This window comes from Pseudomonas sp. GM41(2012) (assembly GCF_000282315.2).
GTDB lineage: Bacteria > Pseudomonadota > Gammaproteobacteria > Pseudomonadales > Pseudomonadaceae > Aquipseudomonas.
This window is the reverse complement of the sequence record NZ_AKJN02000007.1, coordinates 1,021,974-1,035,986: the sequence shown is the minus strand read 5'-3', so window position 1 is coordinate 1,035,986 and position 14,013 is coordinate 1,021,974. Positions and strand designations below refer to the sequence as shown.

10 protein-coding genes are annotated in these 14,013 nt (G+C 59.5%); 6 read left to right on the top strand and 4 right to left on the bottom strand.

Going from position 1 to position 14,013, the window contains the following annotated elements; all coding sequences use genetic code 11:
• Positions 1-9: 9 nt before the first annotated feature.
• The gene (locus tag PMI27_RS09845; protein ID WP_008154248.1) at positions 10-504 is read left to right on the top strand and encodes a GreA/GreB family elongation factor; all 495 of its coding nucleotides are present in this window, start codon (positions 10-12) and stop codon (positions 502-504) included.
• On the opposite strand, the gene gdhA is transcribed toward PMI27_RS09845, so the two are convergent.
• Complete coding sequence (gdhA, locus tag PMI27_RS09850) at positions 501-1,838, bottom strand: NADP-specific glutamate dehydrogenase (protein WP_008154246.1); 1,338 nt, start codon at positions 1,836-1,838, stop codon at positions 501-503. The genes PMI27_RS09845 and gdhA overlap by 4 nt on opposite strands.
• Before the next feature lie 356 nt (positions 1,839-2,194).
• Positions 2,195-3,859, bottom strand: a complete 1,665-nt coding sequence (gene ettA, locus PMI27_RS09855) for an energy-dependent translational throttle protein EttA (RefSeq protein WP_008154245.1) — start codon at positions 3,857-3,859, stop codon at positions 2,195-2,197.
• A 283-nt stretch (positions 3,860-4,142) separates the two neighbouring features.
• Here ettA and PMI27_RS09860 point away from each other — a divergent pair, with 283 nt between their 5' ends.
• The 5 genes from PMI27_RS09860 to PMI27_RS09880 all read left to right on the top strand — a co-directional run bounded on the left by PMI27_RS09860 (position 4,143) and on the right by PMI27_RS09880 (position 12,569).
• Positions 4,143-7,991 (top strand): sensor domain-containing protein, encoded by a 3,849-nt coding sequence (locus PMI27_RS09860; RefSeq protein ID WP_008154244.1) that lies wholly within the window; start codon positions 4,143-4,145, stop codon positions 7,989-7,991.
• Positions 7,992-8,239: 248 nt separating this feature from the next.
• A complete protein-coding gene (gene glyA / locus PMI27_RS09865) occupies positions 8,240-9,493 on the top strand; it encodes a serine hydroxymethyltransferase (protein WP_008154242.1) in 1,254 nt (417 codons plus the stop codon).
• Between the two features lie 278 nt (positions 9,494-9,771).
• Positions 9,772-11,085 carry a C4-dicarboxylate transporter DctA gene (locus PMI27_RS09870; RefSeq protein ID WP_008154240.1) on the top strand — a complete coding sequence of 438 codons (1,314 nt, stop codon included), beginning with the start codon at positions 9,772-9,774 and terminating at the stop codon, positions 11,083-11,085.
• Positions 11,086-11,152: 67 nt separating this feature from the next.
• Complete coding sequence (locus PMI27_RS09875) at positions 11,153-11,857, top strand: FadR/GntR family transcriptional regulator (protein ID WP_008154237.1); 705 nt, start codon at positions 11,153-11,155, stop codon at positions 11,855-11,857.
• Positions 11,858-11,882: 25 nt separating this feature from the next.
• Entirely contained in the window at positions 11,883-12,569 is a 687-nt protein-coding gene (locus tag PMI27_RS09880; protein WP_008154236.1) for a GntR family transcriptional regulator, read from the top strand.
• Positions 12,570-12,672: 103 nt separating this feature from the next.
• On the opposite strand, the gene yjiA is transcribed toward PMI27_RS09880, so the two are convergent.
• Together yjiA and PMI27_RS09890 are read right to left on the bottom strand one after the other, a co-directional pair.
• A complete protein-coding gene (gene yjiA, locus PMI27_RS09885; RefSeq protein WP_008154234.1) occupies positions 12,673-13,644 on the bottom strand; it encodes a GTPase in 972 nt (323 codons plus the stop codon).
• A gap of 163 nt (positions 13,645-13,807) precedes the next feature.
• On the bottom strand, positions 13,808-14,005 hold the full coding sequence (locus tag PMI27_RS09890) for a YbdD/YjiX family protein (RefSeq protein WP_008154232.1): 198 nt from the start codon (positions 14,003-14,005) through the stop codon (positions 13,808-13,810).
• Between the last annotated feature and the right edge of the window lie 8 nt (positions 14,006-14,013).

The following is a 14,013-nucleotide window of genomic DNA, read 5'->3' as shown; positions in this document are numbered from 1 at the left end:
GAGAAAACCATGAGTCGTGCCTTCGTCAATGAAGATAACGCCGCCGCGCAAGCCGATCAGCCCGTCGAACGGCAGGTCAGTGCGCAGCCCAATTACGTCACGCCCACGGGGCTGGCCCAGTTGCAGGTGAAAGTCGCCGAATTGCAACACCTGCACAGCGAGCAATCAGCCAAAGGCGAGCACGCCGACAAGCAGCGCCTGGCGGACCTTGAACGGGATTTGCGGTATTTCAACCAGCGCCTGCAAAGCGCCCAGGTCGTGACCGCCGCCAACTCAAGGCAAAAAGTGCAGATCGGCAGCCGTGTGACCTTCGCCGACGAATACAACACTGAGCAAACCGTGCAACTGGTCGGTGAAGATCAGGCCGATGCGTCGGCGGGTCTGATCAACTGGGGTTCACCGCTGGGCCGGGCGCTGCTCGGGGCGCAACTCGGCGACGAGGTGCTGTGGCAACGTCCGGCTGGCGATCAGTTGATCGAGATCATCCGTATCGAGCCGGCTTAAACCACGCCTTGGGCGAGCATCGCGTCGGCAACTTTGACGAAGCCGGCGATGTTCGCGCCTTTGACGTAGTTGATCCGGCCATTCTCTTCGCCGTAATGCACGCAAGCGTGGTGGATCGACTGCATGATCGCGTGGAGTTTGCTGTCCACTTCACCACCGGTCCATAGCAGGCGCATGGCGTTCTGCGACATCTCCAGCCCGCTCACCGCGACACCACCGGCATTGGAAGCCTTGCCTGGCGCGAACAGAATCCCCGCCTCGATAAACACGTCTACGGCTTCAAGGGTGGTCGGCATGTTCGCGCCTTCCGCTACGCAGAGGCAGCCGTTGCGCAATAACGTGCGGGCCGCCTCGGCATCCAGCTCGTTTTGTGTCGCGCAGGGCAGCGCGATGTCGCAACTCAGCGCCCATGGGTGCTGGCCGGCCTTGAACTCCAGGCCAAAACGGCCGGCCAGTTCACTTATGCGCCCACGCTGGACGTTTTTCAGCTCCAGCACCGCCAGCCACTGCTCTTCGGTCAAACCGCTTTCGCAGTACAGCGTGCCTTCGGAATCGGACAACGAAATCACTTTGCCGCCCAGGTCCATGACTTTGCGCGCCGCATATTGCGCGACGTTGCCGGAACCGGAGATGGCCACGCGCTTGCCTTCGACGGTTTCACCGCTGCGCTTGAGCATTTCTTCAGCGAAGTACACACAGCCGAAACCGGTGGCTTCCGGGCGAATCAGGCTGCCGCCATAGCTCGGCCCCTTGCCGGTCAACACGCTGGTGAACTGGTTGCTCAGGCGCTTGTATTGGCCGAACAGGAAACCGATCTCGCGCGCACCGACGCCGATATCACCGGCCGGAACGTCAACGTCTGCACCGATGTGACGGTACAACTCGCTCATGAAGGCCTGGCAAAACCGCATGACTTCAGCGTCGCTTTTGCCTTTCGGGTCGAAGTCCGAACCACCCTTGCCACCGCCCATCGGCAGCGACGTCAGCGAGTTTTTGAAGGTCTGCTCGAAGGCAAGGAACTTCAGCACGCCAAGGTTCACCGATGGATGGAAACGCAGCCCACCCTTGTACGGACCAATAGCGCTGTTCATCTGGATGCGGAATCCGCGATTGACCTGCACTTTGCCTTGATCGTCGACCCAGGAAACCCTGAAAACGATCGCCCGCTCCGGCTCGCAAATCCGCTCCAGAATGCCCGACGTCAAATAGTGCGGATTGGCTTCCAGAAATGGCCACAGACTGCGCAGGACTTCTTCCACGGCCTGGTGGAATTCAGGCTGGTCCGGGTCGCGTTTTTTCAGGCGGGCAAGGAAGGATTCAACGGATTCGATCATGGAAAAGTCTCGGCAAATTTATTGTCGTTGGAAGAGATTGGGCCGGACTTTAGCAAACTGATTGCGCACCATGACAGAACAAAATGTCGCAATTATGAAATTAAATGGTGCGCCTGATGTAAATACGCACCTGAAAAGCTCTTTATTGCACCCGATTAGGGATTATCAGATCCAGGCTTGCACTGATTTGGGAATCGCATCGCGAGCAGGCTCGCTCCCACAGTAGATCTCCATTGGTTGAAGATAGATCCCATGTGGGAGCGAGCCTGCTCGCGATGGCCGCGCTACGGTCTATCTGAAAGACCAAAAAAAACGGAGCCCCGAAGGCTCCGTTTTTTCATGCAACCAACCTGAAATCAGGCCAGTTTCTTGTGCCGTACACGGTGCGGCTGAGTCGCCGCTTCACCCAGGCGTTTGCGGCGATCGGCTTCGTACTCGGTGTAGTTGCCTTCGAAGAACACCGCTTGCGAGTCGTCTTCGTACGCCAGGATGTGAGTCGCGACGCGGTCAAGGAACCACCGATCGTGAGAGATCACAATGGCAGCGCCCGGGAAGTCCAGCAGGGCTTCTTCCAGGGAACGCAGGGTTTCAACGTCGAGGTCGTTGGACGGTTCGTCGAGCAGCAGGACGTTGCCGCCCTCTTTCAGGGTCAGGGCCAGGTGCAAGCGACCGCGCTCACCACCGGACAGGTCCTTGACGAACTTCTGCTGATCGCCGCCCTTGAAGTTGAAGCGACCGACGTAGGTGCGCGACGGGATCTCGTAGTTGCCGATGCGGATCTGATCGGAACCGTCGGAGATTTGCTGGAACACAGTCTTGCTGCCGTCCAGGTCTTCGCGGCTCTGATCGACGCACGCCAGTTGCACGGTTTCGCCGACTTCGATGCTGCCCGAATCCGGTGTTTCCTTGCCCATCAGCATGCGGAACAGGGTCGATTTACCGGCACCGTTACCGCCGATCACGCCAACGATGGCGCCTTTAGGCATGGAGAACGACAGGTTGTCGATCAGCACGCGATCGCCATAACCCTTGGAAACGTTCTTGAATTCGATAACCTTGTCGCCCAGGCGTGGACCGGCCGGGATGTAGATCTCGTTGGTTTCGCTGCGCTTCTGGAATTCCTGCGATTGCATTTCTTCGAAGCGTTGCAGACGAGCCTTGGATTTGGACTGGCGGGCCTTGGCGCCTTTGCGCACCCACTCCAGTTCTTCCTTCATGGCTTTTTCGTGGGCCGACTGCTGCTTGGATTCGGCAGCCAGACGATCGGACTTGGCTTCAAGCCAACCCGAATAGTTGCCCTCGTACGGGATACCAGCGCCGCGGTCGAGCTCGAGGATCCAGCCGGCAACGTTGTCCAGGAAGTAACGGTCGTGCGTGATCGCAACCACGGTGCCCGGGAAATCGTGCAGGAAGTGCTCCAGCCAGGCGACGGAATCGGCGTCCAGGTGGTTGGTTGGTTCGTCGAGCAGCAGCATGTCGGGAGCAGACAGCAGCAGGCGGCACAGGGCCACACGACGCTTCTCACCACCGGACAGGAATTCGACCTTGGCATCCCAGGCCGGCAGACGCAGCGCATCGGCGGCGACTTCCAGTTGGCGATCCAGGTTGTGACCGTCGCTGGCCTGCAGAATGGCTTCGAGCTTGGCTTGTTCGGCAGCCAGTTTGTCGAAGTCGGCATCTTCATCGGCGTAAGCCGCGTAGACCTCGTCCAGGCGAGCCTGGGCGTTCTTGATCACGCTGACCGCTTCCTCGACCACTTCACGTACGGTCTTGGTCGGGTCCAGGATCGGTTCTTGCGGCAGGTAGCCGATGTTCAGCTCTGGCATCGGACGGGCTTCGCCCTCGAACTCGGTGTCGACGCCGGCCATGATTTTCAGCAGCGTGGACTTACCCGAACCGTTAAGGCCGAGTACGCCAATCTTGGCGCCCGGGAAGAACGACAGCGAAATGTTTTTCAGGATTTCCCGCTTCGGCGGAACAACTTTACCCAGCCGATGCATGGTGAATACGTATTGAGCCATGGAGAACCTAGGGTCAGTGAACGATGAATGATTGGGGCGCGGGCGATGCCCGTCCAGGTTGTGCGCGTCGACGATTGATAGCTATCAATGCTGCGCGCTGAAAAAACCTGATTCTAGGAGCTGGAACGCTCCCGCGTAACCGGCAAAGCTACCTGATTGACGGAAGGCAGTCCAGCCGAGTGGGTCTGGCACTTTGCCACAACTCAGGGCATGCTAGCCGCCCTCCGGGCGTCCGGCTTATAGTGCACGTCGCGCCAGTCCAGCCAAACCGCAGGATTACAGTTTGTCTAATGTCACCCCACCTTCTTCCGTGAGCGCACTCAATCCTGCGACCGGCTCACCCCTGCGTGGATCCTTGAAGGGCGCGCTGGCGATGCTCGTCCTGCTGCTGCTCGCGCTGCTGTTTTGGCAGTTGCTGGATCAGCTTCGCGAAACCCAGAAAAACCAGCGTCAGTACACCATCGACTACACCGCCGATCTGGCCTCGCAAGTCAGCCTGAACATGGCACTCAACGCCCAGATCGCCCTCAACCTGCTACCGATCGTCGAACAACCGCAAAGCGCCGACGAACAGCAGGCGCTGTTTCGCAAACTGCAAAAATCCTTGCCCGAGCTGCGCAGCCTCGCGTTGCTCAGCCCTTCCGGGAAAATCCTCAATGACAGTGTCGAAGACAGCGACGACGCCGACTACCTGAGCGATCTGGTGCGGCGTAGTCGCGCCCAGGCCCATTATTTCAGCAACGCCAATGACGGTTCGGTGGTGCATCTGCTGCTGCATCAAGCCAGTGGCAGCACCCGTGGCTACTGGGTTCTGCGCCTGACGCCGACATTTTTCTCGTCGCTGACCAAACAAAACGAAACCGGTATTCGCCCGCTGTGGGTGGTGGAAAACCGCGTCAATCACCAGATCATCAGCCGCGACGATGGCCAGCCCTCGGCCACTCCGGCGGTGATAACACCGGATGAGCTGGCCAACAGCGTGCTGACCGTGCCCCTGAGCAGCAGCGACTGGCAACTGCGCGGGTTGTTCGACCGGCAACGGGTGATCGAACACCTGCTGCCGGCGTTCATCGGCAAATGCCTTCTGGGCCTGGCCTTTTCGCTCCTGCCGTTCATCGCTCTGCTGAACATGCGCCGCCGCCAACACCAGGTGCACGAAGGCCGTCGACGCTACCAGGATATTTTCGAAGGCACTGGCGTCGCCTTGTGTGTACTCGACGTGTCCGGGCTCAAAAGCGTCTTCGACAATGCTCAGCTGCACAGCAGCGAACAACTGAAGGTCTGGCTCGAAACACCGGAACAGCGCCAGCACCTGCTGCAGGAATTGCGCATCACCGAAGTCAACCTGGTCGCCCTGCAACTGCTCAACGTCAACACCTGCGATCAAGCCTGGAAACTGCTGATCGACGGTAACCCGCAGGACGGCACCGCCATCGGCAATCAAGTGCTCGACGCGGTGCTCAACCAGCAGAAACAGCTTGAACTGGAAATCAAACTGCAAGACGCCAATGGCCGCGACCAACATTTGTGGCTGGTCCTGCGTCTGCCGGAAGACCAGGACGACTATAAAGCGGTGATCCTGAGCATCACCGACATCACCAGCCGCAAGCTCGTCGAACTGTCGCTGCTGGAGCGTGAAGGATTCTGGTCCGACGTGGTACGCACCGTGCCGGATCATCTGTACGTGCAGGACGTGATCAGCCAGCGAATGATTTTCAGCAACCACCACCTGGGCCAGACGCTCGGTTACAACCGCACCGAACTGCACCAGATGGGCGAGTATTTCTGGGAAATTCTGCTGAACCCCGAAGATGCCGACTTCTACCACCGCTCACGCCAGACCCAGCGCCAGGCCGGTTACAGACAATTGATGCAATGCCAGCTGCGCTTCCGCCACCGGGACGGTAAATGGCGGCGCTTCGACATCCGCGAACAGGCGCTGGCGCGGGACAAGCACGACCAGGTCACGCGGATCATCGGCGTGGCCAAGGACATCACCGATCAGATTGAAGCCAGTGAGTCCCTGCGCGACAGCGAGCAGCGCTACCGGATGCTCGCCGAAAGCATCAGCGACGTGATTTTCTCAACCGACAGCAAGATCGCGCTCAACTACGTCAGCCCGTCGGTGCAAGCCGTGCTGGGCTACGACGCCGACTGGATTTTCCAGAACGGCTGGCAATCGACCATCGCCAACCCACAACAGCTGACCGGCATTTATCAACTGATGGACCGGGTCAGCAAAGCGCTGAATAAACCCGACCAACTGGCGCTGTTGCGCAGCCAAGTGCAGACCCAACTGTTTTTGTTCGATTGCCTGCGGGCCGACGGGCGCAAGATTCCGATCGAACTGCGGCTGGTGCTGGTCTGGGACGAACACGGTGCATTCGAAGGCGTGCTGGGCGTCGGTCGTGACATCAGCCAGCAACGCCGGGCCGAAAAAGACCTGCGCATGGCTGCGACCGTATTTGAGCACTCGACCTCGGCGATCCTGATCACCGACCCGGCCGGCTATATCGTCCAGGCTAACGAAGCCTTCAGCCGTGTCAGCGGTTATGCGGTGGAGCAGGTGCTCGACCAGTTGCCGAACATGCTGACCGTCGACGAGCAGCAGGAAGCCCATCTGCGTTATGTCCTCAAGCAGTTGCATCAGCACAGCACGTGGGAAGGCGAAGTCTGGCTCAAACGACGCAATGGCGAGCATTACCCGGCCTGGGTCGGGATCACGGCGGTGCTGGATGACGAAGGCGATCTGGCCAGCTACGTGTGCTTCTTCAGCGACATCAGCGAACGCAAGGCCAGTGAGCAGCGGATTCACCGCCTCGCCTATTACGACGCCCTGACCCACTTGCCCAACCGCACACTGTTCCAGGATCGCCTGCACTCGGCGCTGCAATCAGCCGAACGGCAGAAGTCCTGGGTGGTGCTGATGTTCCTCGACCTGGACCGCTTCAAACCGATCAACGACTCCCTGGGCCACGCCGCCGGCGATCGCATGCTCAAGGAAATGGCCACGCGCCTGCTCGGCTGTGTCGATGATGACGACACCGTGGCGCGCATGGGCGGCGATGAGTTCACCTTGCTCCTGCAACCGCGGGCCAACCGTGAAATTGCCTTGAACCGGGCGATTCATGTGGCCGAACAGATTCTCGCCAGCCTGGTGAAACCGTTCGTGCTTGAAGGCCGCGAGTTCTTCGTCACCGCCAGTATCGGCATCGCCCTGAGCCCTCAGGACGGTAACGAACTCAGCCAGCTGATGAAAAACGCCGACACCGCGATGTATCACGCCAAGGAGCGCGGCAAGAACAACTTCCAGTTCTATCAGGCCGACATGAACGCCAGCGCCCTGGAGCGTCTGGAGCTGGAAAGCGACTTGCGTCACGCCCTGGAGCAGAACGAATTCGTCCTCTACTACCAACCGCAGTTCAGCGGCGATGGCAAACGCCTGACCGGCGCCGAAGCCTTGCTGCGCTGGCGCCATCCACGACGCGGTCTGGTGCCGCCGGGAGACTTCATTCCGGTGCTCGAAGAGCTCGGTCTGGTGGTGGATGTCGGCGACTGGGTGATCAGCGAGGCCTGCCGTCAGCTCAAGAGCTGGCATCAGGCCAAGGTCCGGGTGCCGAAGGTGTCGGTGAACATTTCGGCCCGGCAGTTCTCCGACGGCCAACTCGGGACGCGGATCGCCACCATCCTCAAGGAAACCGGCCTGTCGCCGGCATGCCTGGAGCTGGAACTGACCGAAAGTATCCTGATGCGCGAAGTCAGCGAAGCGATGCAGATTCTCGCCGGGCTGAAAAATCTCGGCCTGAGCATTGCGGTCGACGACTTCGGCACCGGTTACTCATCGCTCAACTACCTCAAGCAGTTTCCGATCGACGTGCTGAAAATCGACCGCACCTTCGTCGACGGCCTGCCGTCGGGCGAGCAGGATGCGCAGATTGCCCGCGCAATCATCGCCATGGCCCACAGCCTCAATCTGGCGGTCATCGCCGAGGGCGTGGAAACCCACGAGCAACTCGACTTCCTGCGTGAGCATGGTTGCGACGAGGTTCAGGGGTATCTGTTCGGCCGTCCGATGCCGGCGAACCGGTTTGAAGCGCAGTTCAGCAATGATGCGCTCTTCATGTTCGACTGAAATCTTCAGCGCTGCTGATGGCCCTATCGCGAGCAGGCTCGCTCCCACAGGTTTTTTGGGTGCACGCAAGATTTGTGACCACTGAAGATCCACTGTGGGAGCGAGCCTGCTCGCGATGAGGCCAGCATGATCACCGCTGATCCCGTCATGAAGCCCACTTGTCTGCGACATGATGTCCTTTCATATGCCATCTAAAACCCATTGGGTTAGAATGCCCCCCTTTTCTGCCCCGATCCCTGAGGACCGCCATGTTCAGCCGTGATTTGACTATTGCCAAGTACGACGCCGATCTCTTTGCCGCCATGGAGCAAGAAGCTCAGCGCCAGGAAGAGCACATTGAGCTGATCGCTTCGGAAAACTACACCAGCCCTGCGGTCATGGAAGCTCAAGGCTCGGTACTGACCAACAAGTACGCCGAAGGCTACCCGGGCAAGCGCTACTACGGTGGTTGCGAGTTCGTCGACGTGGTCGAGCAACTGGCCATCGACCGTGCAAAAGAACTGTTCGGCGCTGATTACGCCAACGTTCAGCCGCACGCCGGTTCGCAAGCCAACAGCGCCGTTTACCTGGCTCTGCTGCAAGCGGGCGACACCATCCTGGGCATGAGCCTGGCGCACGGCGGTCACTTGACCCACGGTGCCAGCGTTTCCTCCTCCGGCAAGCTGTACAACGCCGTTCAATACGGTATCGACGGCAACGGCCTGATCGACTACGACGAAGTCGAGCGTCTGGCGGTTGAGCACAAGCCGAAAATGATCGTGGCCGGTTTCTCTGCCTACTCGCAGATTCTGGACTTCCCGCGCTTCCGCGAAATCGCTGACAAGGTTGGCGCCTACCTGTTCGTCGACATGGCCCACGTGGCCGGTCTGGTCGCCGCTGGCGTCTACCCGAACCCTGTGCCTTTCGCTGACGTCGTGACCACCACCACGCACAAGACCCTGCGCGGTCCACGTGGCGGCCTGATCCTGGCTCGCGCCAACGCCGACATCGAGAAGAAGCTGAACTCCGCGGTATTCCCGGGCGCCCAGGGTGGCCCGCTGGAGCACGTGATCGCCGCTAAAGCGATCTGCTTCAAGGAAGCGCTGCAGCCTGAGTTCAAGACTTACCAGCAACAAGTGGTGAAAAACGCCCAGGCCATGGCCGGCGTGTTCATCGAGCGCGGTTACGACGTGGTGTCGGGCGGTACTCAGAACCACCTGTTCCTGCTGTCGCTGATCAAGCAGGAAATCTCCGGTAAAGACGCCGACGCCGCTCTGGGCAAAGCGTTCATCACCGTGAACAAGAACTCCGTGCCAAACGATCCACGCTCCCCGTTCGTCACCTCCGGTCTGCGCTTCGGTACTCCGGCTGTGACCACTCGTGGCTTCAAGGAAGCAGAGTGCAAAGAACTGGCCGGCTGGATCTGCGACATCCTGGCGGATCTGAACAACGAAACGGTGATCGACGCCGTTCGCGAGAAGGTCAAGGCTATCTGCAAGAAGCTGCCGGTATACGGCGCCTAATCAGCCCGCTAAACCGCAGCAATGAAAAAACCGGCCAGTGATGGCCGGTTTTTTTTCGTCCGCGATTTTTTTTCAAACCGCGAAAAGGCTCAAGGTCGAGGCATTGCGCCCAACTGGTAAGACCGGTCATGCCAATCACTCAAAATTTACTTGCGAACACCCAAAAACAGCGCCTAGACTGCGCCTGCACTGGACATACCGGTAAGACCACAATAATTAAGTCCTGAATCTGATGCGCGAAGCGCACGGCAGCCAGGACACCGACCAGGATTCCTCCCATGCTCAGATGGTGCTCGCGTTCAATCTTCCTCCAAGTGGTTCTCGGACTGGTGCTCGGCATCGTCTGTGGGCTGACCCTTCCTGAATACTCCGCCCAGCTCAAACCGCTCGGCGATGGCTTCATCAAACTGATCAAGATGCTTATCGGTCTGATCGTGTTCTGCGTAGTGGTCAGCGGCATCAGCGGTGCCGGCGACCTGAAGAAGGTCGGACGCATCGGCCTGAAATCGGTGATCTACTTCGAAATCCTGACCACCATCGCCCTGGTGATTGGTCTGGTGTTCGCGTTCACCACCGGCATCGGCAGCGGCGCGAACATTCATCTGGATCAGCTTTCCGCTGCCGACATGGGCGACATCGCCCAGCGCGGTCAGCACATGCAAACCACCTCCCAGTTCCTGATGAACCTGATCCCGACCTCGGTAATCGGCGCCTTCGCGGAGAACAACATTCTGCAAGTCCTGCTGTTTTCGGTGCTGTTCGGCAGTGCGCTGAACCTGGTGGGCGAAGCAGCGTCGGGGATTTCCCGGCTGATCAATGAGCTGAGCCACGTGATCTTCCGCATCATGGGCATGATCGTGCGTCTGGCGCCGATCGGCGTGTTCGGCGCCATTGCTTTCACCACCAGCAAATATGGCCTGGATTCGCTGCAGCACCTGGGCAGCCTGGTCGGCCTGTTTTACCTGACCTGTGTGGCGTTTGTGACATTGATTCTCGGCCTGGTGATGCGCCTTTCGGGCCTGAAGATGTGGCCATTGCTCAAGTACCTGCGCGAAGAACTGCTGATCGTCATGGGCACCGCCTCCTCCGACGCCGTGCTACCACAAATCATGCGCAAGCTTGAGCATCTGGGCATTGGCAGTTCGACGGTCGGGCTGGTCATTCCAACCGGTTACTCGTTCAACCTGGACGGTTTCTCGATCTACCTGACCCTCGCCATCGTCTTCATCGCCAATGCCACCGGCACGCCGCTGGCCATGACCGACCTGCTGACCATTCTGCTGGTGTCGTTGATCACCTCCAAAGGTGCTCACGGGATTCCCGGTTCGGCGCTGGTGATTCTCGCGGCGACACTGACGGCGATCCCGGCGATTCCGGTGGTCGGCCTGGTGCTGGTGTTGGCGGTGGACTGGTTCATGGGCATCGGCCGGGCGCTGACCAACCTGATCGGCAACTGCGTCGCCACCGTGGCCATCGCGCGCTGGGAAAAGGACATCGATATCCAACGGGCGAACAAAGTACTTTCCGGCCAAGTGGGTTATACCTTCCAGCCGAGAAAGCCTGTCGGCCCTGCGCATCAGCAGGAATTCTGAATAATCGCCGTGCCTGCCCACGGGCAGGCACGGTCATCAATCGTTTTGAATGCTCATGGAGCGAACAGTGATCACCTCGTCGACCGTTGTGAATTCAGTAGTAGAAAAACTCCGGGCCGCTTTGGCCCGCGGTCAGTGGCGCTCCGGCGAGATGCTGCCGGGGCAGCGCGAGCTGGCTGAGCAACTGGGCATCAGCCGCCCGAGCCTGCGTGAAGCCGTCATCGTCCTGGAAACCCTCGGGCTGGTGCGTTCCATGCCGGGTAAAGGCGTGGTGGTGCTGGAGGCCAATCTCAGCGACAGCCAAAGCCACGACAGCGCAGTCGCCGGTGCGAGCCTGGAAGACGTGCTGCAACTGCGCTACACGCTTGAACCGTTCATTGTCGGCCTGGTGGCGCAGTCGATCAGCAGCAAGGAAGTCGGGCAACTGCGCCTGACCCTGATGGACATGCGCGAGGCGCTGGAAGCCAACGACAGCGAAGCCGGGGTGAACGCTTACATCGCGTTCCACGAAGAGCTGTTCACGCTGACCTCGAATCCGATCTTCCAGAGTGTGGTGCAACAGACCAGCAACGCCCTCAAGCAAAGTGCCGACGTGCTGCGCAACTCCCCGGAGCATTTGGCTGAGCGCCTTGAGGAGAACGAAGCCGTGGTGCGCGCTATTCGCAGCAAAAACAGCGCCCAGGCCAGCGCCGAGATGCGTCGGCACATCCTTCGGGAAGGCCAGCGGATGGGCATCGAATTGAATATTCCGGACGACAACCTCGTCAGTTGAGTCCGCTTCGAACTGGAGACAGGCCATGAACAGCTTCGCCTCACCGCAAACCCTCACTGCCCTGCCCTTTCCCCGGCCGGTGGATGATCTCTACTCCCGGGTCTTCGACGCCATTCTCGAACAGCGCCTTGATACAGCCAGTCGCTTTACCGAAGAAAGCCTGGCGCAGATGTTTAACGCCCGGCGCAGTGATATTCGCGGCGTGCTGACGCGGCTGTCCCATCAACAGGTCATCGTCCTTCGAGCCAATCATCGGCCTCGGGTCGCCGCGCTCGACAGCGAGCAAACCCGGCAAATGCTGCATGCACGGCGGTTGGCCGAAATCACCTTGGTGCGACTGGCCTGTCAATCGCGCCTACAGGACTTGAAGCCGCTGCGAAACCTGATCGAGAGCGAGCGCCAATGCACTGCGCGGGGTGCGGCGATCCGGTTATCGGGGGAGTTTCATCTGCGATTGGCGCAAATGGCGGGGAACGCACCGTTGGCGCATTTTCTTGGCAGCTTGGTGCCGTTGACTTCACTGGCGATTGCGCAGTTTGAGGTAGGGCTGGAGGATTATTGCGTTTGGCATAAGCACCAAGCGATTCTGGAAGCCGTGGAACGCGGCGAAGCCGTGAAGGCTGAGAACTTGCTGGGCCAGCATCTGGATCATTTGGAAGCGATGTTGCTCAACGCCGGACCGACACTCAGTCAGAATTGTGTTGTCGGTTAGGCTGCTATCGCGAGCAGGCTCGCTCCCACATTTGAAATACATTCCCCTGTGGGAGCGAGCCTGCTCGCGATGGCGGCATCAGGCCCGCTGAAAATGTCGGACCTTACTCCGCCGCCACCCGCGCAAACCCCTCGCGAATCTTCTCTTCCGGCAAATCATCGGCAATGAACACGATCACGCTTTCGCGCGTTTCATCATCGGCCCACTCCGTGTCCCAATCGAATCCGTACAACTTCAACACACCCTGAAACACCATGCGCCGCGGCTCGCCAAGGATGTTCAGCACGCCTTTGTAGCGCAGCAATTGCTTGCCATGGTCTTCCAGCAGTTCGTTCATGAACTCGCTGAGCTTGTCGATATCCAGCGGCTTGTCGGTGCGCAGCACCAGGCTGGAAATGCGGTCGATGGACGGCGCTTTGCTCACCGGGCGCAGGCTGACGCCGCCGCCAAGGTCGGCATTGAGGTTGAAACCGCGCACGTCGAGCAATTCGGCCAGGTCAATTTTGCCGTGCTCGACCACACGGATCGGTGCGCGACGATTGATGCGGGTCAGGCGCTCGCTCAGCGCGGTAAAGGTCGCCTCGTCCACCAGATCGCGCTTGCTCACCAGCAAGCGGTCGGCGAAACCGATCTGCGCCTGGGCGATGGTTTGAGTCAGGTGAGTGTCGGCATGCGCCGCATCGACCAGGGTGATGATGCCGTCGAGGATGTAGCGCTCGCGCAGCTCTTCATCGATGAAAAACGTCTGGGCCACCGGTGCCGGGTCGGCCAGGCCGGTGCATTCGATCACCAGACGGTCGAAGGCGATTTCGCCGCTGTCCAGGCGTTCGAGCAGCAGGTACAAGGCCTTGGTCAGGTCAGTGTGGATGGTGCAGCAGACGCAGCCGTTGGACAGCGTCATCACTTGCACCGGTTCGTCGCCCAACAGTTGGGTGTCGATACCGGCATCGCTGAATTCGTTCTCGATCACGGCGATTTTCAGGCCGTGTTCGGCTTTGAGCAGGTACCGCAGCAGCGTGGTCTTGCCGGCGCCGAGGAAGCCGCTGAGGATCGTGACGGGGATGGGAGAGGACAAACTGAATCTCCTGACTCACTGAATAGAAGTATCAACACAAAACAAATGTGGGAGCTAGCCTGCTGGCGATGGCGGACTGTCAATCAACAGTGATGTTGAATGTTCAGCCGCCATCGCCAGCAGGCTAGCTCCCACAGGGATTGCTGTTAACCCGACAACTGGATCAACAGCACTTCGGCCCACCCTTGCCACCGTAACGAGCCTCTTGGCGTTCCCGAAAGAACATCTCATAGGTCATCACCGGTTTGTCCGGGTGTTTGGTTTGCATATGCTCGACGTAATTGTCGTAGTCGGGCATCCCGACCATCAGGCGCGCAGCCTGACCGAGGTATTTACCGAGGCGACTCAGGTCATTGAACATGCTGCAAT

Coding starts and splice junctions, on each gene's coding strand:
- PMI27_RS09845 (WP_008154248.1), top strand. CDS start 10: ATGAGTCGTGCCTTCGTCAATGAAGATAACGCCGCCGCGCAAGCCGAT.
- gdhA (WP_008154246.1), bottom strand. CDS start 1,838: ATGATCGAATCCGTTGAATCCTTCCTTGCCCGCCTGAAAAAACGCGAC.
- ettA (WP_008154245.1), bottom strand. CDS start 3,859: ATGGCTCAATACGTATTCACCATGCATCGGCTGGGTAAAGTTGTTCCG.
- glyA (WP_008154242.1), top strand. CDS start 8,240: ATGTTCAGCCGTGATTTGACTATTGCCAAGTACGACGCCGATCTCTTT.
- PMI27_RS09870 (WP_008154240.1), top strand. CDS start 9,772: ATGCTCAGATGGTGCTCGCGTTCAATCTTCCTCCAAGTGGTTCTCGGA.
- PMI27_RS09880 (WP_008154236.1), top strand. CDS start 11,883: ATGAACAGCTTCGCCTCACCGCAAACCCTCACTGCCCTGCCCTTTCCC.
- PMI27_RS09890 (WP_008154232.1), bottom strand. CDS start 14,005: ATGTTCAATGACCTGAGTCGCCTCGGTAAATACCTCGGTCAGGCTGCG.